The organism is Mesorhizobium marinum (assembly GCF_040813675.1).
Taxonomy (GTDB): domain Bacteria; phylum Pseudomonadota; class Alphaproteobacteria; order Rhizobiales; family Rhizobiaceae; genus Mesorhizobium_K; species Mesorhizobium_K marinum.
In genome coordinates this window covers 125,447-148,806 of record NZ_JBFOCI010000006.1, presented here as the reverse complement: position 1 = coordinate 148,806, position 23,360 = coordinate 125,447, and the positions used below count along the sequence as shown (strand labels likewise).

The 23,360-nt window shown below is 64.7% G+C and carries 25 protein-coding genes, 1 tRNA gene and 1 pseudogene; 11 read left to right on the top strand and 16 right to left on the bottom strand.

Translation table 11 applies throughout. The annotated features are described in order from the left end of the window. Window positions 1–34: 34 nt before the first annotated feature. The 5 genes from ABUE31_RS18555 to atzF form a co-directional block, all read right to left on the bottom strand. The gene (locus ABUE31_RS18555) at window positions 35–955 is read right to left on the bottom strand and encodes an ABC transporter permease (protein ID WP_367725194.1); all 921 of its coding nucleotides are present in this window, start codon (window positions 953–955) and stop codon (window positions 35–37) included. Next, window positions 955–2,061 carry an ABC transporter permease gene (locus ABUE31_RS18550; protein ID WP_367725193.1) on the bottom strand — a complete coding sequence of 369 codons (1,107 nt, stop codon included), beginning with the start codon at window positions 2,059–2,061 and terminating at the stop codon, window positions 955–957. Before ABUE31_RS18550 ends, ABUE31_RS18555 begins: the two co-directional genes overlap by 1 nt. Before the next feature lie 123 nt (window positions 2,062–2,184). Continuing rightward, window positions 2,185–3,288 carry a BMP family ABC transporter substrate-binding protein gene (locus ABUE31_RS18545; protein ID WP_367725192.1) on the bottom strand — a complete coding sequence of 368 codons (1,104 nt, stop codon included), beginning with the start codon at window positions 3,286–3,288 and terminating at the stop codon, window positions 2,185–2,187. Between the two features lie 229 nt (window positions 3,289–3,517). Beyond that, complete coding sequence (locus ABUE31_RS18540; RefSeq protein WP_367725191.1) at window positions 3,518–4,501, bottom strand: isopenicillin N synthase family dioxygenase; 984 nt, start codon at window positions 4,499–4,501, stop codon at window positions 3,518–3,520. Beyond that, the gene (gene atzF / locus ABUE31_RS18535) at window positions 4,491–6,311 is read right to left on the bottom strand and encodes an allophanate hydrolase (RefSeq protein ID WP_367725190.1); all 1,821 of its coding nucleotides are present in this window, start codon (window positions 6,309–6,311) and stop codon (window positions 4,491–4,493) included. Before atzF ends, ABUE31_RS18540 begins: the two co-directional genes overlap by 11 nt. A gap of 123 nt (window positions 6,312–6,434) precedes the next feature. Here atzF and ABUE31_RS18530 point away from each other — a divergent pair, with 123 nt between their 5' ends. Further along, a complete protein-coding gene (locus ABUE31_RS18530) occupies window positions 6,435–7,328 on the top strand; it encodes a LysR family transcriptional regulator (protein ID WP_367725189.1) in 894 nt (297 codons plus the stop codon). A 257-nt stretch (window positions 7,329–7,585) separates the two neighbouring features. Here ABUE31_RS18530 and ABUE31_RS18525 read toward each other — a convergent pair. After that, window positions 7,586–7,672 (bottom strand): annotated as a pseudogene (locus ABUE31_RS18525) (hypothetical protein); the annotation flags it as partial. Window positions 7,673–7,719: 47 nt separating this feature from the next. Next, the gene (locus ABUE31_RS18520; RefSeq protein WP_367725188.1) at window positions 7,720–8,826 is read right to left on the bottom strand and encodes a phosphatase PAP2 family protein; all 1,107 of its coding nucleotides are present in this window, start codon (window positions 8,824–8,826) and stop codon (window positions 7,720–7,722) included. A 675-nt stretch (window positions 8,827–9,501) separates the two neighbouring features. Between ABUE31_RS18520 and ABUE31_RS18515 the strand changes: the two genes are divergently transcribed. Further along, entirely contained in the window at window positions 9,502–9,987 is a 486-nt protein-coding gene (locus tag ABUE31_RS18515; protein WP_367725187.1) for a hypothetical protein, read from the top strand. Between the two features lie 45 nt (window positions 9,988–10,032). On the opposite strand, the gene ABUE31_RS18510 is transcribed toward ABUE31_RS18515, so the two are convergent. Then, window positions 10,033–10,108: transfer RNA gene (locus ABUE31_RS18510), tRNA-Asn, on the bottom strand. Window positions 10,109–10,305: 197 nt separating this feature from the next. Here ABUE31_RS18510 and ABUE31_RS18505 point away from each other — a divergent pair. Then, entirely contained in the window at window positions 10,306–10,587 is a 282-nt protein-coding gene (locus ABUE31_RS18505; protein WP_367725186.1) for a hypothetical protein, read from the top strand. Here the strand turns inward: ABUE31_RS18505 and ABUE31_RS18500 are convergent. Further along, window positions 10,584–11,183, bottom strand: a complete 600-nt coding sequence (locus ABUE31_RS18500; RefSeq protein WP_367725185.1) for an HD domain-containing protein — start codon at window positions 11,181–11,183, stop codon at window positions 10,584–10,586. The two genes, ABUE31_RS18505 and ABUE31_RS18500, sit on opposite strands and share 4 nt — an antisense overlap. A 124-nt stretch (window positions 11,184–11,307) precedes the next feature. Here ABUE31_RS18500 and cysE point away from each other — a divergent pair, with 124 nt between their 5' ends. Continuing rightward, the gene (cysE, locus tag ABUE31_RS18495) at window positions 11,308–12,156 is read left to right on the top strand and encodes a serine O-acetyltransferase (RefSeq protein ID WP_367725184.1); all 849 of its coding nucleotides are present in this window, start codon (window positions 11,308–11,310) and stop codon (window positions 12,154–12,156) included. A 155-nt stretch (window positions 12,157–12,311) separates the two neighbouring features. Next, window positions 12,312–12,512: a DUF3126 family protein gene (locus tag ABUE31_RS18490; RefSeq protein WP_367725183.1), complete on the top strand. Its 201-nt coding sequence runs from the start codon at window positions 12,312–12,314 to the stop codon at window positions 12,510–12,512. Between the two features lie 15 nt (window positions 12,513–12,527). Here ABUE31_RS18490 and ABUE31_RS18485 read toward each other — a convergent pair whose 3' ends face one another. Next, a complete protein-coding gene (locus tag ABUE31_RS18485; RefSeq protein WP_367725182.1) occupies window positions 12,528–13,259 on the bottom strand; it encodes a hypothetical protein in 732 nt (243 codons plus the stop codon). A 149-nt stretch (window positions 13,260–13,408) separates the two neighbouring features. Here ABUE31_RS18485 and ABUE31_RS18480 point away from each other — a divergent pair, with 149 nt between their 5' ends. Next, complete coding sequence (locus tag ABUE31_RS18480) at window positions 13,409–13,939, top strand: gamma carbonic anhydrase family protein (RefSeq protein ID WP_367725181.1); 531 nt, start codon at window positions 13,409–13,411, stop codon at window positions 13,937–13,939. Window positions 13,940–14,056: 117 nt separating this feature from the next. On the opposite strand, the gene ABUE31_RS18475 is transcribed toward ABUE31_RS18480, so the two are convergent. The 3 genes from ABUE31_RS18475 to ABUE31_RS18465 form a co-directional block, all read right to left on the bottom strand. Then, window positions 14,057–14,665: a transglutaminase-like cysteine peptidase gene (locus tag ABUE31_RS18475; protein WP_367725180.1), complete on the bottom strand. Its 609-nt coding sequence runs from the start codon at window positions 14,663–14,665 to the stop codon at window positions 14,057–14,059. Between the two features lie 244 nt (window positions 14,666–14,909). Continuing rightward, window positions 14,910–15,527, bottom strand: coding sequence for a PilZ domain-containing protein (locus ABUE31_RS18470; protein WP_367725179.1), 618 nt, complete (start codon window positions 15,525–15,527; stop codon window positions 14,910–14,912). 164 nt (window positions 15,528–15,691) lie between these two features. Further along, a complete protein-coding gene (locus ABUE31_RS18465) occupies window positions 15,692–16,327 on the bottom strand; it encodes a PAS domain-containing protein (RefSeq protein WP_367725178.1) in 636 nt (211 codons plus the stop codon). Between the two features lie 411 nt (window positions 16,328–16,738). Here ABUE31_RS18465 and ABUE31_RS18460 point away from each other — a divergent pair, with 411 nt between their 5' ends. From ABUE31_RS18460 to ABUE31_RS18445, 4 genes are all read left to right on the top strand, one after another. Then, window positions 16,739–17,440: a rhomboid family intramembrane serine protease gene (locus tag ABUE31_RS18460; RefSeq protein WP_367725177.1), complete on the top strand. Its 702-nt coding sequence runs from the start codon at window positions 16,739–16,741 to the stop codon at window positions 17,438–17,440. 124 nt (window positions 17,441–17,564) lie between these two features. Continuing rightward, window positions 17,565–17,996: a CBS domain-containing protein gene (locus ABUE31_RS18455; RefSeq protein ID WP_367725176.1), complete on the top strand. Its 432-nt coding sequence runs from the start codon at window positions 17,565–17,567 to the stop codon at window positions 17,994–17,996. Between the two features lie 157 nt (window positions 17,997–18,153). Continuing rightward, on the top strand, window positions 18,154–18,351 hold the full coding sequence (locus tag ABUE31_RS18450) for a hypothetical protein (RefSeq protein ID WP_367725175.1): 198 nt from the start codon (window positions 18,154–18,156) through the stop codon (window positions 18,349–18,351). A gap of 166 nt (window positions 18,352–18,517) precedes the next feature. After that, complete coding sequence (locus tag ABUE31_RS18445; protein ID WP_367725174.1) at window positions 18,518–19,546, top strand: glycoside hydrolase family 25 protein; 1,029 nt, start codon at window positions 18,518–18,520, stop codon at window positions 19,544–19,546. Between the two features lie 33 nt (window positions 19,547–19,579). Here ABUE31_RS18445 and ABUE31_RS18440 read toward each other — a convergent pair whose 3' ends face one another. Both ABUE31_RS18440 and ABUE31_RS18435 read right to left on the bottom strand, forming a co-directional pair. Further along, on the bottom strand, window positions 19,580–20,257 hold the full coding sequence (locus ABUE31_RS18440) for a DsbA family oxidoreductase (RefSeq protein ID WP_367725173.1): 678 nt from the start codon (window positions 20,255–20,257) through the stop codon (window positions 19,580–19,582). A gap of 11 nt (window positions 20,258–20,268) precedes the next feature. Beyond that, window positions 20,269–22,071 carry an extracellular solute-binding protein gene (locus tag ABUE31_RS18435; RefSeq protein WP_367725172.1) on the bottom strand — a complete coding sequence of 601 codons (1,803 nt, stop codon included), beginning with the start codon at window positions 22,069–22,071 and terminating at the stop codon, window positions 20,269–20,271. Window positions 22,072–22,295: 224 nt separating this feature from the next. Here ABUE31_RS18435 and ABUE31_RS18430 point away from each other — a divergent pair, with 224 nt between their 5' ends. Further along, complete coding sequence (locus ABUE31_RS18430) at window positions 22,296–22,928, top strand: invasion associated locus B family protein (RefSeq protein ID WP_367725171.1); 633 nt, start codon at window positions 22,296–22,298, stop codon at window positions 22,926–22,928. 71 nt (window positions 22,929–22,999) lie between these two features. On the opposite strand, the gene hspQ is transcribed toward ABUE31_RS18430, so the two are convergent. After that, window positions 23,000–23,323: a heat shock protein HspQ gene (hspQ, locus tag ABUE31_RS18425; RefSeq protein ID WP_367725170.1), complete on the bottom strand. Its 324-nt coding sequence runs from the start codon at window positions 23,321–23,323 to the stop codon at window positions 23,000–23,002. Between the last annotated feature and the right edge of the window lie 37 nt (window positions 23,324–23,360).

Sequence of the window (23,360 nt, the reverse complement as noted above, 5' to 3'; positions counted from 1 at the left end):
CACCAGCGTCATCTGCAACCTCATTGCAAGTTCCTCACTTGACGATCGACAACTCGCCCGGCGCATCGCGCGCCGCGCTTTTCGAACGGGCCGACGCGATCATGATGAAAAGGGTCAGGATGTAGGGCGCCGCGTTGAAGAAGTAGTAGCCCTGGCTGACGCCGATCGACTGCAGAGCCGGTCCAAGCGCGCCGGCGGCGCCGAACAGCAATGCCGCGAGGACGCAGCGCAGCGGGTCCCAGCGTGCGAAGATGACAAGCGCGACCGCCATCAGGCCCTGTCCGGACGACAGTCCTTCGTTCCAGCTGCCCGGATAGAAGAGCGACAGGAACGCACCGCCGACACCGGCGAGAAAGCCGCCGGCAGCCGTCGAGAGCAGCCTGACCAGGTCGACGGATACGCCCATGGCGCGCGCCGAGGCGGCGCTGTCGCCGGTCATTCGCACGATCAGGCCGAGCCGCGTGTTGGCAAAAGCCCACCACAGGAACACGGCGAGCGCGATGCCGACGAAAAACAGCGGATTGACCTGGAGTGCCTGGGCGATCGAAGGGTCGCTCGACCAGCCCCCGAGCGGGATCGCCTCGAGGCGCGGGGCGGTGGGCTGGATATAGGGCTTGCCGAAGAAGAAGGCGAGGCCGGTGCCAAAGCTCATGAAGGCGATGCCGACCGCGATGTCGTTCACCTTGGGCAGCTTGCAGATGTAGCCGTGCATGGCTCCGAGCACGAGGCCGGAAAGCCCCGCGAAGAGCACACCGAGCCACGGGCTGCCGGTCGTGTAGGAACCGGCGTAGGCGACCATCGCGCCGAGAACAAGGTTGCCTTCCAGCCCCAGATTGATGCGGCCGGACTTCTCAGTCAGGCACTCGCCGAGCGCCACGAACATGAAGGGCGTCGAGACACGGATTGCACCGCCGATCATGGCGATCACAACGATGAAGATTTCGGACTGGCTCATCATCGGCCTCCTTCGCGCTTCGGCTGCAAAAAGGGAATCCGGCCGTAGAAGGTTTCGCTGACCAGCAGCACGACGAAGATGATGCCTTGCAGCACGAGCACGGTTGCGTCGGGCATCCCCATGCGTCGCTGTACCAGCCCGCCCGCCGCGTCGAGCGCGCCGAACAGGATGGCGACCGGAACGATGGCGAGCGGGTTCTGCCGTGCCAGGAAAGCGACCAGGATGCCGGTAAAGCCGTAGCCGGCGACGAGGGAGGCGTTCGCCTGGCCGTGGATGGCGGCGACCTCGTAGAAGCCCGCGAGCCCCGCGCATGCGCCAGCGATGGCGCAGCATGCGACCACCAGCAGGCCAACCGGCAGGCCCTGCGCCTGCGCGGCCCGCACATTGCCGCCGGTCATGCGCGCTGCGAAGCCGAAGGTGGTGCGCGACATCAGGATGTAGAGTGCGACGGCGAGTGCCAGCCCCGCCGCCAGCCCCCAATGCACTGATGTGCCGGGGATCGGGCCGATGCGGTAGGCGTCGCCGATGGGCATGGTGGACGGCTTGTTGGCCGAGGCCGGGTCACGCAGCACGCCTTCGACGAAAAAGTTCATGATCGCGATGGCGATGTAGCCGAGCAGCAGGGAGGAGATTGTCTCGTTGACTCCGCGATAGTGGCGCAGCCAACCGGCGATCCCGATCCAGACGCCGCCGACCGTCATCCCCGCCAGCGCCATGATCGGCAGTCCGATCACGGACGGCCATCCACCCGAGACGAGCGGAATGGCGATCGCGGCCGAGGCGAACCCGCCGAGCACCAGTGCGCCCTCGGCTCCGAGCAAAGTGAGGCCGATGCGAGCGGGAATGGCGAAGGCCAGGCCGGTCAGGATAAGCGGCGCGGCGCGCTGCAGCGTGTTCTGGATCGAGAAGGCGCTGCCGAAGCCTCCGGTCCAGATAAGGGTGAAAAAGGTGACCGGCGACTTGCCGAGCAGGAGCAGGAAGACCGAGAACAGCGCGGCCGACACCAGCAACGCGCCGACCGGAATGGCGACGGCTTCGATCATGCGGATGCCGCGCGGGCTGAGGCCGCCGCGCTCGATCGACGGGGATGTCACGACTGCCGTCATGGCGCGTCTCCCCTGCCTTGCAATTCTCCGGCTTCCGACATTGTCATCCCGAAACCTTTCCGTGAGAGGTCGTCACGATCGATGCGGCCGGCGGCGGAAAAATCGCCGGCCGCCAGAGAACGGTCAGGTGATGGAGCCCTGGACACCGTCGAGCAGGTAGCCCATGCCGTCGAGTTCGGGATCGTAGTTGTCCTTGGTGCCCTCGATCACGACCTTGCCGGTGTTGTCCTTGAGCGGGCCGACGTAGATCGGCTTGCCGGCTTTCAGCCCCTCGATGGCCGCGTCGGCGGCCTTGATCGCCTCCGGCGTCGCGCCGGCGCCATAGGGCGTGTTGCGGATCATGTCGTTGTGGTAGCCGCCGGCGATGAAGTTCGGCAGCGCTTCGCCCTTGGCCAGCAGGTCGGCGTAGATCTTGTAGATCGTTTCCCACTTGTACTCGGCCCCGGTGATGAAGCCCTTGGGCGCAAGCGGCGCCTGGCTGGCGTTGTGGCCGCAGCTCTTCACGCCGCGCGATTCCGCCGTCTCGACGACAACCTTGGGGCCGTCCACATGGCAGGTGATGACATCGGCGCCGGCGTCGATCAGTGCGTTGGAGGCTTCCGCTTCGCGCACCGGCATCGACCACTCGCCGGTGAAGATGACCTGCACGGTGGCGTCCGGGTTGACGCTCCTCGCGCCGAGCAGCACCGAGTTGATGTTGGAGAGGACCGATGGGATGGGCTTCGCTGCAACGAAGCCGATCTTGTTGGAAGTGGTCGACAGGCCGGCCGCGACGCCATCGACGTAGTGCGCCTGGTTGAGGTAGCAGAAGTAGCTGCCGGCGTTGACGGGGTCTCCTTCCTTCCAGAGCGGCGCGGCGTGGCGGAACTGGACGTCCGGATACTTCTTCGCCATCTCGACGACGAACGGGTTGTAGTAGCCGAACGACGTCGCCAGCACGAGGTTGGCGCCGTCGAGGTTGATCATCGATTCCATCGACTTGGACGCTGCGTCCGTCTCCGGCACGTTCTCTTCCTCGACGACCGTGACCCCGGGCACCTGCTTGAGGACCTCCATGGCGACCGCATGGGCCTGGTTCCAGCCGAAGTCGTCGCGCGGGCCGACATAGACCGCCCCGAGAACGATGGGATTTTCCGCACGCGCCAGGCCCATGGGTAGCGCAGAGGCGGCGATGCCGGCGGCGCCGGCCTTGAGTAGCGAACGTCTGGTCAGTGACGATGTGAACATGGGAGGCTCCAGCGGCTAGAGTTGCGTCCCGGCCCGCCCCTCGGGCGGCCGGTCTTTCTTCCGGGAAGGGGCAAAGCCCGTGCCACGTCCCGTATCGGGAGGAAGGTGAGGGGCGAGCGGCGCTTGCCCCTGGAAAGTGGAGTGCGGCGACTGTCGATCGATCCGGTTGCGTCGCCGCTGCGTCCGGGCCTGACCGGAGATGCGAGAGGTGCGTTCTTCGTCCGCATCGCTAGCCTGCCCTCGCTGTCTTGGACGTCGAGGAGAGTCCGGATTTCTCGTAGGTGGGGGACAGACGGCTTGCCAGGAATGCATCGCCGCGGATCGGTGCGTAGCGTGGCGGGCGCTCCTTGTTGGCGCAACCGGGCAGGCACGCGATTTCGGCGTGGGGATTGGGATCGAGGAAGAATGCGATGGAATAGCGTTCGCGACCAGAGGGACTGACGACGCGATGCGGGGTCGAGGCGTAGATATCGTTGGTCCTGCGCATCAGGCAGTCGCCGATATTGCAGACGAAGGCGCCCGGCACATGCGGGGCCTTCAGCCACTCGCCGGCGCGTGTGCGTACCTCGAGCCCACCGACGCCGTCGGTGGTGAGCAGCGTGACGCAACCATAGTCGGTGTGCTCGCCAGCGCCGAGTTGGCCTGCCTCGACCGGCGCCGTCGCCGGCGGATAGTGCAGCAGTCGAAGCACGGCCATCGGGCGGTCGAGCTTGTTCTCGAAAAAGCCCGGCGCGAGGCCCAGGTCCAGGGCGAAGGCTCGGTGCAGCATTCGACCGAGCCCGTGGCAGGCGTCGAAATAGGCGAGCATCGTGTCGCGAAAACCCGCCAGTCCCGGCCACCGGTTGCTGGCACGGAACATGCGGCCGGCGACCAGTTCCGGGTCGTCCGGCGGCAGTTCGAGGCCGATGTTGAATGCCTCCTTCAAGTCGGCCGGGCGGCCCGGATCAAGCGCCTCGCCTCTCATCGGCACGTAGCCGCGATTGCCGGCCGCGGTATAGAGAACCGACCGTTTCGCCGCATCCGGCTGGTCGAAGAAGACAGCGGAAGCAGCAAAGGCGCGGCTCATCAGCGAAGGCTGTACCGGGTGACCGACGACGTAGAAGAAGCCGATGTCGCGGCAGGCCGCGGCAATCTCGGCGGCTGCCGCCGCGGCGCCGTGCGGATCGCCGGCAACCAGGGCAGAGACGTCGATGACCGGGATCTCAGACAGCACGGGCCACGTCCCCCCCTTCGCGTGGGTGGCTGCCGCGTTCGAGATATGGACGCCAGCCGCCGAAGCCCGTGATGTCGACGCCGCCCGATACGCCATGGCTTTCGCAAAGGAACCCCTTGACCAGCGAGCCGTCGTCGAGCGCCACCGTGCCGATGCAGAGCGGCGCCGGGACCGCGGCGATGAAATCGCCGAAGTTTTGCCTGGGCAGCGCCCAGACCTCGACCTCGATCGCGTGGCCGCCGGTCGACCGCCGCACGAGTCCCGGCCGCATCGGCGGACCTCCCGGCAGTGCATGCAGGCCGTAGACCGGCGCGGTGCGGCAGGCGCGCAGGAAACGGCCGTCGCGGCTGGTCAACTCGCGGTTCAGCGGCAACCCGGACATGTGCGCGCCGCAGACGGCAAGCGCGATCTCGTCCGGGCCGACCTCCGAAACCGGCAGCTTCCGAGATGGTATGCGCCAGTCGGTGGCGCCTAGCTTGCCCGCTTCGACTGAAGCGGCGAGCGACGCGCAAAGGCCATCGCGACCGGCCGGCGCAAGGAAGGTTGCGCTTCCCGGACGGCCATCGGCGCGCTCCCCTGTCGCGACCGCAACGCCGCACATGTCGAGCAGGTTGACGAAGTTGGTGTAGGTGCCGAGCCGCGAATTCGGGCCGACCGGATCGGCGGCGATCTGGCCAAGGGTGACGAAGGTCGGGACGGTCGGCACGCAGAGTGCATCCACCGCTGCAAGCCGCTCGTCGCAGATGCGGGCAAGCGCCTTCAGTCTGTAGATGCCCTGGAACGCATCGACGGCCGAGAGTTTCAGGCCGGGCTCGAGGATGAGCCGCGTGGTCGGGTGAAGGGTCGCGGGCCTTTCGGTCAACCTCGGGCCGACGGCCGCCACCCGCTCGGCCACCCAGGCGCCTTCATAGAGCAACCGCGCCACGGCGTAGAAGGGCTCGAAGTCCAGTTCGATCAGCGTCGCGCCGTTCGTCTGGAGCCTGTTGAGGGTCGAGCGGAAATGGTCCGCCTGGACAACATCGCCGAAGGTCTCCAGCGTCGCGGCGTCGGGCACGCCGATGCGCGGAACCGGCGGCATCGGCGACAGGCGCGGTTGCGCCAGTCTGCGCGAATACGCGTCCTCGGGATCGTAGCCGGCTGCCGTCTCATAGACCTCCCACGCGTCGGTCACCGTCATCGCAAAGATCGAAATCGTGTCCAGCGTGCGGCAGGCAGGTACCATCCCCGTGGCGGACAGCGCGCCCAGTGTCGGCTTCAGCCCGGCTATTCCGTTCAATGCCGCGGGCACGCGGCCGGAGCCTGCCGTATCCGTGCCGAGCCCGAAGGCGGCAATTCCATGCGCCACGGCAACCGCCGAGCCCGACGAGGAACCGCCCGGCACGATATCGGCATCGAGCGCGTTGCGCGGCGCCGGATAGGGCGTGCGGACGCCAACAAGCCCGGTCGCGAACTGGTCGAGGTTGGTCTTTCCGACGCAGATCGCGCCGGCCGCCCTCAGCTTCGCGACAACGAAGGCGTCGGCCTCGGCGAGATAGGCGAAGTCAGGACAGGCAGCCGTGGTCGGCATGCCTGCGACGTCGATATTGTCCTTCACGACGAACGGGATGCCCCAGAGCGGCCTTTCGTCCAGGCTGCCCAACGCTTTCGCCTGGACCAGCGCCTCCTCGCGCGCTTCGTGGATGAAGATGCCGGGATCCGAGACGGTGTCGAGACGACGGAAGACCTCCTTCACCACCGCCTCGGGGTGCATGCCCTTCGAGTAGGCCTGCTTGAGCGAGCCGAGCGTGAAGGGAAGGTGTTCGATCGTCATGGCTTGGGCTGACACCTGGATTTGTGCAGTGCACCCGCCAGCTTGCAGCTTTTCCCGTTCACGAAAATTGCTATGATTTCACCGAGCCGGTGCAAAAAATGCACCACCCACGGAGTCGGTCCCTTGAAGCACCTGCAAACCTTCCGTCTGATCGAGGCGGTGGCGCGCGCCGGATCGATGCGCAAGGCCGCCGAGGACATGAACATCACGGCGTCGGCTTTGAACCGTCGCATCAACCGCTTCGAGGACGAGTTCGGCGCCGAATTGTTCGAACGCCTGCCGGGCGGCGTCCGTCTCAATCCGGCCGGCGAGTTGGTGCTGCACCACTACCGCGCGGCGCTTTCCGACCTATCGCGCGTGCAAGGCCAGGTGGCCGACCTGTCCGGTGAGCGGCGCGGGCATGTGTCGATCGCCTGCTCGCAGGCCGTCCTGCCCTACTTCCTGCCGCGCGAGATCGCACGCTACAGGGCCGAGCACCCCGGGGTGACGTTCTCCGTCAATGTGCGCGACCGCGCGCAGGCGGAACAGGAGTTGGCCAGCTATTCAAGCGATCTCGCGCTGGTCTTCGAGCCCGTCTATCTGGTCGACTTCGAGGTTGTGCATGTCGTCCCGCAGACGGTGAACGTCGTCATGCGCTCCGACCATCCGCTGGCCCAGAAGACGGAACTGCGGCTTCGCGACTGCCTGGACATGCCGCATGTCGCTCCGTCGGCGCAGTATGGCGTCAGGCACCTGCTCGACTTCGCCGCGCGGCGCGGCACACGCCGCGTCAGTCCCGTCGTTGAAACCGAAAGCTTCGACTTCATCCGGCACTATGTGCTGCACGAGGGCGTGATCGGTTTCCAGATCCCCATCGGCCTCAAGGATCCCGGCGACGGCTCGATGCTGTTTCGGCCGATCTCCGAGCGCGACCTGCAACCCGGCAACCTTATCCTTGGCCAGATGCGCGGGCGAAGCCTGCCTGTCGCATCGGCGCGCTTTGCCCTGCAACTCGCAAGCGCGCTTCGGGAAGTCTAGTGACCGCTACGCGCTACGACCGCCTCGCCATCCACTTCGACATTCGCGTGGCAGATGTCAGTCGTATCCTTCCTCCGCATTCTGTCGCCGAAATTCCCCCACGCCATTCTGCGTGACCGGCAACCGGTGACCGCCAGGTCTCAGATGCACGACGAATTGCCGAACATGCGATCGGATCGGTTGCGCCAGCGCGCCATGTAGAGCGAAATCGGCCCGGCAAGCCGGACCATCGCCAGCATAAGTCTGCAAGAAGAGTGCATATGGTTGCGCATGTAACGCTGCGATGCCTGCTGCAGTGACTGGTAGTCCCAAGGATGGTAAGCACCTTTGCGCAACGCTTGGTAGCCAGGCGAGGCTGCCGGGCGGGTCCATCTCGCCACGGAGCGACAACCTAGCTGGCTGCGAAGACGGGCTCTTCTGCATCTGCTTTTCTCGCCATTCGCCTGAGGTAGATCGAACATAGCCACTGGCTGGCGACCGCTCCGGCGGCGCCGACGATCCCATCCACTGCATAATGCCAGCCGAGGCCAACCGACAACGCCCAGATGTAAACTGCAAAGGCAGCCGCAAACGGCGCAACGCGCGAACGCACGCTGCGGAAAACGATGTAAATCCAGACAACTGTCGCAATATGCAGCGACGGCATGGCCGAGATGCCGGCTCCTACCCCGAGCGTCCCGGTGGCGTGGTGTGTCCAAAGATAGCCAGACACCTTCAGGGTCACATCGGGCAGGTTGGCAATGAGTTCGTCAAACCGCGACCCGAATGCCAGTCGATCGTAGAAGATCGGCCCGGCCGAGGAGAAGAAATATTGCCCGATCGGCCCGAAGATCGACCACAGCGCGAAATAGCTGATCAGTGAGGCCGAGCGCGCCGCCGACGGCCTTTGCGCCAGCAGCCAGATCATTGTCGCCATGACCGCGAATGCCCAGAAGAAGCTGTACGCCCAGGCGTGGAACGTCAGATCCATCCCCTCGAAGAACCGCCACGGATCGGTACGGAAGATGGCATGGTCGACATTGGCCAGCATGGCGTCCGCCCAGAAGGGGGAGACTGCGGTCACCTCGGGCTTGATCCACATGAAGAACAGCATGTCGATGCCGCCCAGCATGGCCCCCGCGACCGCGGCCAGCAGCCGCAGCCCGCTCCCGGTCAGCAAATTGGCTTTCAGATGCGCGATCGGCGATTTCACGCCGGCTCGCCACAGCCTGACCATGTACAGGATCAGCAGCAGCATGCCGCCGAAGAACATAAAGTACATCCAGTGGAGGAAGCGGCTGAAATAGTCGGGGATTTGGTCGTAGCCGGCGACGGGCATCAGCAGCAGCGCGGCGAGGCCCAGGCCGGCTGTCATCACGGTTGCGGGGACTAGCCAGTCGCGCTCCCGCACACCCGCCTCCACACTGGATTGGGCCACCAACTCGATCGGGTCGACCGGCTTTACGCTGCTGCCAGTTCGAGCATAGGGCAGCACCATGTGACGCGCATATTTCAGCACAGGAATCGTCCCCTCACGGCCCAAATGGTTAATTGAGCGGGGTTAAGGCTTCAATAAATCGCCTGTTGGCGCTGTCTTGAGATCGACGGCGCCCGTTGCCACGGTACGCGACCGCATTTTGCAACGCGCAGGCCGACCACACTCGGGCATCTCTGCCCGGATTTGGATGCGGCAGCCTTTCCCGGTAAACGGCGAGATACTTACGGACGATCCGGAATAGCAGTTTTGGCCCAACCACAACCTCAAGTGCGGCCACCGGAGATGTCTTCCAATAGGCAACCGGAAAGTAACCTCCACGACCGAAACCAGGGCGCATTTCTGCTGCCAGCTGGCGGCCACCCAACCGTCCGGTTTCAGGCGCAGGCAAGCTTTTGTCCAAACGTCCGGATTGCCCAAAGCTGTCGTTCAGATGGACCAGATTCTGTGAGCGACGAGCAGCTCGGTGTAAAAACGGTCATTTGCAGCGACGACCGACACCCTCAAATAAGTGATGTCCAATCGACTGGTCACGGTGTCACCGCCGGGACACCCAGACGCTTGACCCGCGGTGCGGTTCTCCCATTTTTCCGACAAGCATACAGGAACTCGCCCTGGCGAGCGACAGGCGGCGCGCCAGAGTTTTAGCAAAGAGACGCCGGGGCGATCGTCTGGTTGCTGTCGGTGGCCTCGTCGTCTATGTTTCGGACCAGCCCTTCCGTAGGCCGGCTCGAAGCTTTGGCTTCTCCGGATGTGCCGGATGAGGTGACGGGCTCCTCCGCAGGCTGGGTACGCTCGCTCTTGAGCGGCGTTCCAGAGACCGGGGGAGCCTTCTTCTATAACCACAAGATGGTCCTAGAAGCGTCGGGGGCGGGTTCAAAAACACTCGCCGCGGGGTATACCGAGCGCGATTTAGTGTCGTCACACCAAGAGATCTTTCGACCCGCTGACGACGTCGCCAGCGCGGATGACGCGCGGGTCATCGGCAACGGCAATGCCTGTCGAGATGCGGACGAGGCCGCGTTGATCCAGCGCGGAAAAAGCCGCGGAACGCGTCTGATGAGATACCAGGTGCCGTCTCGCTTGTGGGGCTTCGGCGGGCCTGCTCGGCGCATCCGCCGGGCTCATTTGTTACACAGTTTGTTGCGCAAGATCACTGCACTTGCCAAGTGTGTACGTCAATAGGAGGCCGGGAATGGCGGATTTGGTAGGGTTTGCGGCTGGTGGTATTGGCTCCCTGAGCAGGACTCGAACCTGCGACCATTCGATTAACAGTCGAACGCTCTACCAACTGAGCTATCAGGGAACGGGCTCGCGTTGAACGCGGGGGTGCCTATAGCACACCTTTCGCGTTTGCAAAGGGGCGAAGGGAACTTTTTGCAACGGCGTTTCGGATGCAAGCTCGCAATTTCAGCGAAATCGCATCATATGCAGCGATCCGATGCGGGACACGCCTGCCCGCAGACGCAAAGAACCGCTGAGTGGACGAACCGTGCGGCCGCGATGACAGAAGACGCCAGCGACAACAGCCCGCCGCCGCGCCGGAAAGTGCACGTCCTAGGCCGTGCCATCCACCTGCCGCACTCCAAGCCGCTCAGAATCACCATCGGCAGCTCGCTGATCGTGCTTGGCACGTTCGGGTTCCTGCCGGTGCTCGGCTTCTGGATGATTCCATTGGGTGCGCTCGTCCTGTCGCAGGACGTCGCCTGGGCGCGCCGCCGGCGGCGGCGCATGTCGGTCTGGTGGGAAAAGCGCCGGCGCAGGAAAGGCGGCCCGCAAGGCTAGCCGGCGAGGGCGGCCAGCGAGCGTTCGATGTTGCGCCGCGCCTGTGCTTCGTACCGGTTCCTGAACGATTCGGTCCGGTAGATCGCCGGACGCAGCAGAAAGGTCCGCAGGACGGCGGCGCGACCTTCGGCCCATGCCTTGTCGTCGACCCAGCCATATTCCAGGCGCACCGCGTCCTCGTAGGCGTCGAAGGCGTTGGGTGCCGCGCCGAGGATCGACAGGTCCATGTCGAGAAAGAGCGCGGCGTCGCGTATGGTCGCATCGTCGGACGAGTGCGGCGGCCCGTGCGTCGCCGTCGCCTCGATCATCGCCACGATGCGCGCCAGGCGTCCGGGCGACGTCCTGCCGGCGAGCTTCTCGGCGGCAAGCGCGGCGCTTCTGGCTTCGTTGTCGGCGCGCCGGCTGTCGTAGACGGCGTCATGGAACCAGATCGCGGCGACGACCGCCTCAGGGTCGGCAAGCTCGGCGCGGTGTTCGTCGGCCAAGGCCAGCAGCGCCGAGATGTGGGCCGGCCCGTGGTAGTGGCGGCCGGGCTGCCGGTACAGCGCGGCGAGTTCGCCTTTCAGCGCCTCGTCCATCAAGGGTTCCTTTGCCATGGCGCCTTGAATCCCCGTGAACCAATTCCATTTGAAGGAGTACTAAGGAAAATTGAGTTCAATCGCGACGGCAATTGCCCTATAGCAACCGCTGATATCGCCGATCGGCAACGGGAGCATATCGATGAACAGTCTCAGCGTAGCCCGCGGGCAGAGCATCAAGCCAGTCGATCCGATCTGGAACGCGGTGCTGGACGAGGCCAAGGAAGCCGTCGATCGCGATCCGCTTCTTGCCGCCTTCCTCTATGCCACTATCCTCAACCAGGAGAGCCTGGAAGACGCGGTCATCCACCGCCTCGCCGAGCGGCTGGCGCACCAGGACCTCGGAGCCGACATCATCCGCCAGAGCTTCAGGGCGATGCTGAAGGCCAATCCGGAGTGGAGTTCGATCGTCCGGGTCGACATCCAGGCCTACTACGACCGCGACCCCGCCTGCGACCGCTTCATGATGCCGGTGCTCTACTTCAAGGGCTTCCATGCTGTGCAGACGCATCGCCTGGCGCACTGGCTCTACAACGAGGGACGCCGGGATTTCGCGCTCTACCTGCAGAGCCGGTCGTCGTCGGTATTCCAGACCGATATCAATCCCGCGGCGCGAATCGGCAAGGGCATCTTCATCGATCACGCGACCGGCCTGGTTGTGGGCGAGACGGCGGTCATCGAGGATGACGTGTCGATCCTGCACGGCGTCACCCTCGGCGGAACCGGCAAGGCCGGCGGCGACCGCCACCCCAAGATTCGCCAGGGCGTGCTGATCGGGGCGGGCGCCAAGATTCTCGGCAACATCGAGATCGGCCATTGCGCCAAGGTTGCGGCCGGTTCGGTCGTGCTGGCGCCGGTGCCGCACAACAAGACCGTCGCCGGCGTACCGGCGCGCGTCGTCGGCGAAAGCGGCTGCGATCACCCGTCGCGCCAGATGGACCAGTTGCTGCCGTCGCAAAGCATGGAACAGGTGGTTTCATTCGACATCTGAGCGCTGTCGCGACCTCAGGCAGGGCGTGGAAGCCGCTGTCCGCCGGCCTTTACACGCCCGCCCCTGCATGCAAGAAGCGCGTCCCATCAGCGAGGGCAGGGGCAGTCCCTGCGGGGCCGGTACGCGGCCACCCGCACACCAACCGGAGAACCAACTTGAAGCCGGAAGAAATCAGGAAGCTCACCGCGTACTTCAAGCGCGTGTTCCAGAACCCGACCATCGATGTCAAGGCACGGCCCCGCAAGGAGGATTCGGCTGAAGTTTACGTCGGCGACGAGTTCATCGGTCTGGTCTACAAGGACGAGGAAGACGGCGACTACAACTTCTCGATGGCGATCCTCGACATCGACCTCTAGGCGGATTGCGGCGGGTCAGTCCGCTGTCTTCAGCATCGATGCCGCCCTGGCCCGGATCGCGGCATCGAGCGTCTTCCAGTCTTCGAGTAGATGCCGGGGAAAACGGTAGGTAAGGCTGAGCCCCCGGCCGACGTGGATGTCGCGCTCGCACGGCGCCAGAGACGCCTCGGCGCTTTCACCCTCCAGGCAGCGGGCCACGAACCGTTCCCCGCCATCCAGTCCGGCGACGGCAAGCACCTCGTTCATGTAGCCCGAACGTCCGTCGAACGCGTAGAGCACAACGCCGCCCGGCCCGGGCTTTCCCGGCTGCATTAGCATCGACGCATAGATCGGATCGAGGCGGCCGCTCATGTCGCGCGACATGATGCGTTCTTCGAACGAGACGAAGACGATGTTGCGGCTGCCTTGCGCATGATTGAAGTCGTCGCGCGCGGCGTCGCTGTAGCCGTCGAGGGCAGGCCACCGAAGATAGAGATCGAGGCGGTCCGTCACGCCGTCCCGCCGCTGGCGATCGAAGCGGATTGCGTTGGCGGGTGCCGCTACGACGTCGTTCCCGATGACCACCTCGTGCAACGTCGGATCATCGGTGTGCCCGGCCAGCGCGATCGACCGCCCGAGCCATTTGCCGCCGAGGCTGACGCCAAGCGACAGAAACGCGAGCAGTGCGAACACATAAAACACCTTCTTCATGAAGGGTGCGTCGATCCTGCCCGGATCCGATCGGTAGACGTCTGTGGCCTGCGCCATTGAATGCCCGCTGGGAATCTCACCCCTGTGCCTTTTCGGGAAACTGGACCCGTCATGGTAAATGGCGAGTAAAGACGCCTGCCGCCGGCGCCTTGCCAGCCGCGCCGGTAACCTCCTAAGTACCCCCGGAGCATGATTGCGGAGGAACGATGCCGATCTACGCGCTGGACGACACACAACCGTCTTTCGCCGACCGCGCAAGCAACTGGATCGCACCCGACGCGACGCTGATCGGTAAGGTCCGGCTCGGGCGCGACGTGTCGGTCTGGTTCGGCGTGGTGATCCGTGGCGACAACGAACCGATCGAGATCGGCGATGCGAGCAATGTGCAGGAGCACACCATCATGCACACCGACGTCGGCTTCCCGCTGGTCATCGGACACGGCTGCACTGTCGGCCACCGCGCCGTCCTGCATGGCTGCGTGATCGGCGACAACAGCCTGATCGGAATGGGCGCGATCGTGCTGAACGGCGCCAGGATCGGCCGCAACTCGCTCGTCGGCGCCGGCGCGCTCGTCACCGAGGGCAAGGTCTTTCCTGACAATTCTCTGATCGTGGGATCGCCGGCGAAGGCAATTCGGACGCTGGATGAAGCCGCCGTCGCCGGGCTGCGGGCTTCTGCCGAACACTATGTGCAGAACGCCAAGCGGTTCATGGCGGACCTGAAGCCGGCCGCCTGAAGGCGGAGCCGGCCCCGGGACAAGGGGCCGGCTCCTGAACCCGGTCGTCGGGGACGGGTAGGGTGGGGACTCGACCGGATCCTTCCAGTGAAGCCCGTTACCGGGCCTCGATATCGCCTACCTGACGCTGCCGACCGCGACCGTGGCCCGGCTGTCTTCGATCGAGACCCAGGCGCCCGAGTTCCGCTCCGACTGCCGCTTCAGGTAGGTGTAGGGCGTCTCCGACCATGCCAGGACGCGCGGTTCCAGATTGTCCAGGATGAAGTCGCCGCGGCTGGTCCTGACGGTCAGGACTGCGTGCCCGTCGCCGTTCGGCTGGCGCACGACCGTCATCAGCAGGTCGCCGGCCGGCACGCCGATGGCCATCAGCCTGCGGCGCTTCTCCAGCGCGTAGTCTTCGCAGTCGCCGACATTCGTCGGGTAGGACCAGACTTCTTCCTCGCCCCACATCTCCATGTCGGTGCGGGGGTCGACGGCGTTGTTGACCGCGTTGTTGATCCGGATCATGGCCGACCAGAGCTTGCGCGACAGTTCTACCGGCGCCTGCCTGGGGGTCCTCTGGCGGCATTCGCCGGGCTCGCGTTCACACAACTCGTAGTGGCCAATCGGCTGCGACGTCCGCCCGCCTGTCGGCATGAACGCCGTCCCGGCATTGGCGGCGCCGGTCCAGGCGGCAAACCCGATCGCCAGCGCAACAAGCAGCGGCGTCCCCGTCCTCTGCGTCATGTCATGTCTCCCTCATCGTCGGGGATCATGACAGGCGGCGATTTATTCCACGCAAAGGCGAGGCTGGAATGTTGAATAAAATCAAGAACTAGTTGTAAAGAATTGCGAACAAATCACCCAGCAAGGCTGGTTAACGGCCTGTGTGATCAGCCGTCAGGATCAGGCGCGGCAGGGCTTTCGGCCGCCCGGCGACGGCGCACGGACAGCCACACGCGCGATCGCAAATCTCAAAAAAACGAAGAAATCAGGAGAGGCGGCCGCCGAATTCCGCGTCGAGCGACTCCGGCCGCTGGATGACGGCGAACTCGATGGCAAGGCCGTCCTCGAAGTGCCGCACGACCTGACCGCGCATCGTGCCGAGTGTCACCTGGATGCCGATGGCGGGTTTCACCTCGATCTCGATGGCCGCGCCCGACAACGAAAGGTCGATGATGCGGCATGGATACTGACGGCCGTCGAAGAGATGCAGGACGCTCATCGGATTGCGCGGCGCGACGCGTTCGTGGCGGCGGTCTTCCGGCAGGTCGAGCTCGTGCTTGTTGGCCAGCCAGGTCAACTGTGCGGCAAGCTTGTCCTTCTTGCGGTCCGAGGCCAGGACCGTCATTGCGAACCCGTCCTGCAGCGTGCGGGTGACGACGCCCTCGACGCGGCCGATGTGATCGATATAGGCGATGATCTTCTCGCCGGGCTGGCCGATGCGGTCGGTGCGGAACGAGACGTTGCCAGGCGACATGTCGATCACCTGGCAGGGATGTTCGGAGCGATCCTCGAGCATGAAGCGGCCGTAGATCTTCACGCGGACGCGCTGAAAGCTCCGCCTTTCGGCCCCGGCCGGCGCATGATCGATTGCCGCTGACCTCATTGCTTATTCCCGGCCTCCGCTGGAACGGCTTCGCAAGCGCGAATTCGCTCAGCGAACATTAGTGCCGCAGAGGTTAATAAGCTGTAAGCCGGACCACCAAAAGCCTATGCAATTCCGCCCGTTTGCGCGGCTCCAGGCGACTTGAGGTGCGTGCGCTCGATGTCCTAGTCCCGGCCGCCGTCGAGGACCAGCAGGTGGCGGATGCGCCGCGGGCCGGCCGCGGCGCCGCCGTCGACGTCCGCCGACAGGTCCGAGGGCGACAGAGCAGGGACTTCGATCGCGGCGCGCGGCCGCGCCAGGTCGGGTTCGTTGTCGGGATCGATCACCCGGAACGACGCGATCGCCGATGCCACGATCGGGTCCGCGCCCAGCCAGAACGGCTTCTCGACGGCCGAGACGGCGCCGAGGCAACGCGGATTGTCGACACCGCCGTCAAGCGGCAGGACGATCATCTCGAACGGATTGGTGCGGCCATTGCGGCTCAGGCCCTCAAACGTGACTTCGACGACATTGTCCGCGTCGAACACGCCCTGGACGAGGCGACCGACAAGGCGCTGGTCGCTGTCTCGCCACAGCGAGGCAAAAGAATGGCTCTTCAGTTCCCGTCCGAAATTGGCGCAGACGCGTGTACCCGCCAGCCTGAAGATGGCCTTGCCGCTCATGTCCCGTTCCAGGATGAACGTGTCCGAGAGCAGTGTCTTTATGTGCGCCGGCTCGACCTCCGTGCGCTTCGGTGCAGGCCTCTTGCCGCGAAGGTCGTTCCAATACTGGAATAGTGCAATGGATCCGTCCTGCTTCATGCCAGATGCTCCGTCCGTCCGGTCCGGGTGTGTGCCAACGCCGAACAGAATGGCGCCCTCCTTGGACCTACATGCCGGGCGTCGCAGGATGCGTGCCAGCCCACATTTGGCTTGTTCACGGGGGAGGGACGTTAAGGTTAACTAAGGGTTTACATTGCCCTGCGGATACGACCGTGAAATACAACATCCGGGGCTTGGGCAGCACTTCCGGTCTATTTCTGGGGAGAGTTTGGGGACTCGACCAGCCGCTCGAGGGCAACCTCGGGCGGCATTTTTGTATGGCCGTTCACCACGTCCGCCCAGAATCACCCGCGGCTTTTCCTTTGTGATTCGGATAGTCCTCGACTACAGGCGGGAAATGTCTCCACAGAATCGCGGCGCATGACCGAACAGCCGGAAACGCCCAGACACATGGAACCGGAATCCGCGGGCGGTCCGCCGCGCCGCGAGCCCGTCTTCAATCTCCCGGGCGTCGTCATCGCGTTCATCGCGATCTGCGTCGCGGCTTACGTCATCAGCGACTACCTGATGGATCCTCAGCGGCGTGACTGGCTGTTTCACTACGCCGCCTTCGTTCCTATCCACTATAGCGGGCACGGACAGCTCGATTTCCTGCTGCTCGCAGGTCCTGTCACCTATTCGTTGCTGCACGGCAGTCTAGAGCATGTCGCCGTGAACATGATCTGGCTGGCCGCCTTCGGCTCGCCGCTGGCAAACCGCCTAGGCGCGGTGCGCTTCGTGCTCTTCTGGATTGTCGCATCGCTGGCCGCGGCCGGTCTCCACTACATGATCTATCCGACGAGCCAGGCGCCGCTGGTGGGGGCCTCCGGCGCGATCTCGGGCATGATGGGCGCGGCCGCCAGGTTTGGCTTCCGCATCGATCGGTCGTCCGGCCGCCCGGCCTTCGGCGGGCCGGTGCTGTCGATTCCGCAGGTGATGCGCATGCGCGGCACCGTCACCTTCCTTGCCGTCTGGATGGTGATAAACCTCGTCACCGGCCTGGTCGGGTTCGAGCCCGGCCAGCAGAGCCAGATCGCCTGGGAAGCGCATATCGGCGGCTTCATCGTCGGATTCTTCTTCATTTCGGCGTTCGACCGCCGCCCCGCGGCCTGACAGCACGGACTGCGACGCGGTCCGACCCTGCTATTTTTCTTGAATTGGCCTCGTTCCGGCTGCACGATTGCCGGCGAGGAGAGGGCGATCATTCGACAACGAAACGACAACAGTGGAGGACGCCGTGACCGTCAAAGCAATTCTCGAGGCCAAGGGGCATGATGTCGTCACACTCGGACCCAACGAAAAGCTGTCCGAAGCGATAAGGCTCCTCGCCGAGCGCCGCATCGGCGCGCTCGTCGTCACCAACGGCGACCGCAAGGTGGTCGGCATCATCTCCGAGCGCGATATCGTGCGCGTGATCGGCAAGGAAGGCGCCGCCGGCCTCGACTTCATCGTGCGCGACGTGATGACCCCCAAGGTCAACATCTGCAACGAGAACCACACCGTCAACGAGGTCATGGAGATCATGACGCGCGGGCGCTTCCGTCACCTTCCGGTCGAGAAGGACGGGCAACTCGACGGCATCATCTCGATCGGCGACGTCGTGAAGAAGCGCATCGAGGACGTCGAGCGCGAGGCGGAGGAGATCCGCACCTACATCGCGACCGCCTGACCGTCCGGCACGGCAAGCGCCGGCGCTTGCCGTGTAATTCCACCAACAAGGGAGCCGGATCGCCCAAAAAGTCACAACATTGCCGCCTAACGATCATTGGCCCGTCACCTTTGCCTGCCTATCTATCGACTGCGGGGTGCTTTCGAGGAGGCGAAAGATGACCGAGGCTACGATGACGGCACTGGACGACCTGCTGGGCGATCCGATGGTGCAGATGGTGATGGCGCGCGACGGCGTGCGCCCGGGCGATCTGCGCGACATGCTGGAACGCGACCGCCGCCGCGCGATAGAGAAGCGGCTGATCCCGCCGGCGCATGTGATCGCCGCAAGCAAGACGTGCAGCCTTTGCCTGTGACGGAACAGCCCGCTTGTTGCGGCGCCTCCGGCGCGCGCGCTCCTCGATCGCGCGCCGGCATTAACGATTTGATTTAAACTTTGTTGGCATTTTCCCGTTAGCGATTCGAATCCGGAGAGGCGTCAGGCGTCCAGCCTGCCTCCGCTAGTATCGTGTACGGGGATTCATGCGTTCGTTTGTCCTCCTGGCCTGGCTGGGTCTTTCGGCTGTCGGCGTCGCCAGCTGTACGTCGAGTTCCGGCATCGACAGTCTCGGCCTCGACAGGCTGGCTCCGTCGAAGGAGATCACCAGCGCAATTCCACGCCCGAGTTCACCGGTCAGTGAAACGGCGCAGGCCGACGTCGCGGTCGTGATGGACGTCTCCGCCAATGCCGACGCGGGGATGCCTCCGGTGAAGCCGAGCGCGCTCGTAGGCGGCAGCGAGGCGAGGGCGGTCGAAGCCACCGAGCAGGTTGCACTCTCGGTGCCGGACCGGCCGATCGCGCGCGGCAAGGTGGTGCGACACCGCTTCAGCGACGCCAAGCCGATCAACTTCGGGAAGGTCTCTCCAAAGGACTACGCCGTGCACGGCGTCGATGTCTCGCGCTGGCAGGGCGACATCGACTGGGTCAAGCTGAAGTCGCAGGGAGCCAACTTCGTCTACATCAAGGCGACCGACGGCGGCGACCACCTCGATCCGATGTTCAAGAAGAACTGGCGCGAGGCGCATCAGGCCGGCCTCAAGCGCGGTGCCTATCACTTCTTCTACTGGTGCCGCGTCGCCAGCGAGCAGGCCGACTGGTTCATCCGCAACGTGCCGCGGGTCGAAGGCGCGCTGCCGCCGGTCATCGACGTCGAGTACAACGCGCATTCGAGCTGCAAGCGGCGGCTGCCCCGCGCCAAGATCATCGAGAAGATGCAGGTCTTCATGGACCGGCTCGAGGCGCATTACGGACAACGGCCGGTCATCTATACGGCCCCGGACTTCTACGACGACAACCTGAAGGGCGAGTTCAAGGACTATCCGTTCTGGCTGCGGTCGGTCGCCGCGCACCCCTCCAAGCGGTATCCGGGCCGCGACTGGGTGTTCTGGCAGTACTCGGGGTCGGGACTTTCGCACGGCGTGGACGGAAAGATCGACCTCAACGTCTTCCACGGCAGCGAGAAGCAGTGGTGGGCCTGGATATCGGGCGCGACCTCGGTGGCCGCCCGCTAGACGCCTGGCCGGCGGGCTCCGGCCAGAGCGGCGTCAGCCGGCCGCGTCCAGTTCGCCCCGCGCCTTTGCTGCCGCGATCTGGCGGATTGCATCGGTCAGGGTGGATGCCTCCTGCGCGCCCATCACGGCATATTTTCCTTCGAAGAGGAAACAGGGGACGCCGGTGATGCCCATGCGCGAGGCGGTCGCGGCTTCCTCTGAAACCGCATCCCGGTCCGCGTCGCCTGCGAGCAGGCTCTCGACCACGCTGCGGTCCATTCCGGCGGCGGCCGCGGCGTCGGCCAGGACGGCAGGGTCGCCGATGTTGAGCCCACGCTCGAAATAGGCGCTGAAAAGCCCCCTGACCAAGCGGTTCTGCACCTCCGGCCCGGCAGAACCCGCCCAACGTATGGTGCGGTGCGCGTCGAGCGTGTTCGGCGAGACCGTGATCGCATCGAATGCGTAGTCGATGCCGGCGGCCTGGCCGAGCGCCTCGAGCCGACCATGCGCTTCGCGCACGCGCTCCTCGCTGCCGAACTTGGCGTTCATGTAGGCCTTGCGGTCCATGCCCCCGGCGGGAATGGTCGCGTCGAGCTGGAACGGCCGCCAGTGGACCGCGACATCGACGCCGGAGGCCGCGATGGCCTGGTCGAGCCGCTTCTGCCCGAGGAAACACCACGGACAGACGACGTCGGAGACGACGTCCACCCTGATTGCCTGCTGGTCGGTCATTTCGTCATCCTTCAGTTCCGGGCGTGCCACCAGGTCGGCAGCTGCGCGCCCTGCAGCGGCACGGTTTGCGGCCGCTCGATGCGGCTCCAGCGGGCGATCCACTGTTCCGGCTTGAAGTAGAGCGGCACGACATAGGCGCCACTCAGGAGAACACGATCGTATGCCCGCACGGCGCTCGTGAACTCCTCGCGGGTGCGGGCATTGATCAGCGCCTCGATCATCGCGTCGACCGCCGGATCGGCGACGCCAGCATAGTTGAATGTTCCGGGCTTGTCCCTTGCCGCCGAGCCCCAGCGGCCGAGTTGCTCGACGCCTGGCGAGAGCGACGCGGTATAGTTGAAGAACATCGCGTCGAAGTCGTAGTCCTTCTGTCGGGCGATGAACTGCGCGGAGTCCACCGAGCGGATCGACACGACGATGCCGAGCTTCGCCAGGGTCTGCTGATAGGCGACGGCGACCTGCTGGTTCTCGTTGCTCTTGAGCATGATCTCGAAAGCGACCGGCCGTCCGTCCGGTGCGATCAGGCGACCGTCCTTCAGCGCGTAGCCGGCGTCCTTCAGCCGGTCGAAGCCGACCCGCATGAAGGCGCGGTCGAGCCCGCTGCCGTCGGACTTGGGCGGTGCCCATCCGTTCGCCATGATGTCTGGCGCCACCGCGCCGGGGAAGGGAGCCAGCAGCGCGCGCTCGCTCGCGCGCGCAGGCTGTCCGGCGGACGACAGATCGGAGTTGTCGAAGAAGCTGCGGGTGCGCGTGTAGGCTCCGGCGAAGAGCGTCCGGTTCGCCCATTCGAAATCGAACAGGCCGACCAGCGCAGCGCGCAGCCTGGGGTCCGCGAAAACCGGCCTGCGGGTGTTCAAGACGATGCCCAGCATGCCCGAAGGCAGTCTCGTCCTGATGGTGTCCCTCACGATGTCGCCGCGCGAAACCGCCGGGAAATCGTACTGGCTCGTCCAGCGTCCGCTGTTTTCCTCGAGGAAGACGTCGACGAGGCCCTTCTTGAAGGCCTCGAACATCGCATTCTCGTCGCGGAAATAGGTCAGCGTGATCGTGTCGTAGTTGTCGAATCCGGTCTTCGACGGAATGTCCTTCGCCCAGTAGTCGGGGTTGCGGCGGAAGGTGAGGGCATCGCCCGGTTTCACCGCCTCCAGCCGATAGGGCCCGCTGCCGATCATCGGCTTCAGCGTGGATTTGTCGAACGTCTCGCGGTCGATGGCGTGCTTGGGCAGGACCGGGAACAGGCCGAGGATCAGCGGAAGCTCCCGGTCGGGCCGCTTGAAGGTGAACCGCACGCCGCGCTCGCCGACCGTCTCGACACTGGCAATCTTGGACGCCGTGACGGCGTAGCGGGGATAACCCTTCTCGGCGAGCAGCTCGAAGGTGAAGACGACGTCCTCGGGCTTGACCGGCTCGCCATCGGAGAAGGTCGCGCGCTCGTCGAGCGTGAACTCGGCGAAGCTGCGTTCGTCGTCGGTCTCGATCGTCTTGGCCAGCAGGGGATAGAGCGTGAAGGGCTCGTCGGCGGAGCGCATCATCAGCGTTTCGAAGACGTTGTTTCCGAAGACGAGGTCGAGGCTGCCGCGCGCGCCGCTGCCCTGGACGATGAACGGGTTGACGCTGTCGAACGTGCCGATCCAGGCATAGTTTGCCGTGCCGCCCTTCGGCGCATCCGGGTTCGCGTAAGGCAGGTGGGTGAAGTCGGCCGGCAGGGCGGCGTCGCCGTGCATCGCAATGGCGTGTCTCGGTTCGCCCCGCGCGCCATCGCCGACGAATGCGGCCGAAAGCGCAAGGATGAGGCCGAAAAGCATGCGTTGCATCATTGTCTCCAGCAGCCGCTGCCGGCTTTGATTCGCGGACCGAACACTATCACGGCGAAGCGTGCGCTGGCGGCAGCGCCCGAAAAGGCGCAGCCGGGCTGGATTCGCGGGGCGCACCGGTGTAGACGCGGTGCCTAAGTCATCCTGTTGCCTCATTTGGGCAACAGGTAGCGCAAACGACCCGGCAGCCGCCGTGCCCGATCAGTTGAGAGGAAACGATCCAGATGACAAGCCTGAAAACCGACGCATACCGTATCTCGGTGATGGCCGCCGGTGTGGTGGGCGTGCTCGCCGCCGGGCTTGCTCCGGCAGCGGCGCAGCAGCAACAGCAGCAGCTTCCGAAGGGCTGGTTCAAGGCCTGCGCCAAGCAGGAAGACGTCGATATCTGCAACGTGCAGAACATCATGACGGCAAGCACCGGCCAGGTGGTCACGGGCATCAGCCTGCTCGAGCTCAAGGGCAAGGTGAACCGCAAGGTCTTCCAGGTCACCGTGCCGAGCGGACGCCTCGTGCCTCCCGGCATCGGCCTGCAGATCGACGGCGGCAAGGCGCAGAAGCTGGAATACGTGCTCTGCTTCCCCGACCGCTGCATTGCCGAGGCCCAGCTTTCCGACCAGCTCGTCTCGTCCTTCAAGAAGGGCACCGAACTGACGCTTACCTCGGTCAACTCGCAGAACCAGGCCAACCCGGTGAAGGTATCGCTGAACGGCTTCACGGCCGCGTTCGACGGTCCGCCGCTGCAGCAGTCCGACATCGAGGACCGCCAGAAGAAGCTTCAGGAGTTCGTCGCCAAGAACAACGAGGACTTCGCCAAGAAGCTCAAGGAAGAGCAGGACAAGGCGAAGACCGCCAACTGATTTCGAGGCCGATCACAGATACGAAAAGCGGGGCGTTTCGCCCCGCTTTTTTTTGTTGCCTTGTCGTTGGGTCAGTGGCGGGCAAGATCCTTGGGGGCATAATGCCCGTCGGCCGTCCGGTCGAAGAACTCGCGCAGCTGCGGGTGGCGGACCGGTTCGCCGGATTCGTCGACAAGCAGGTTCTGTTCCGAAACGTAGGCGATGTATTCGGTTTCCGAGTTCTCGGCGAGCAGGTGGTAGAAGGGCTGGTCCTTGCGCGGGCGAACATCCTTCGGGATCGCCTCGTACCATTCCTCGGTGTTGTTGAACTGGGGATCGACGTCAAAAATGATGCCGCGGAAAGGGAACAGGCGGTGCCGCACCACCTGGCCGATCGCAAACTTAGCCGTTTTCATGTCTTCCCGAGCCCAAGCCATGCCTATTATCTGGCCC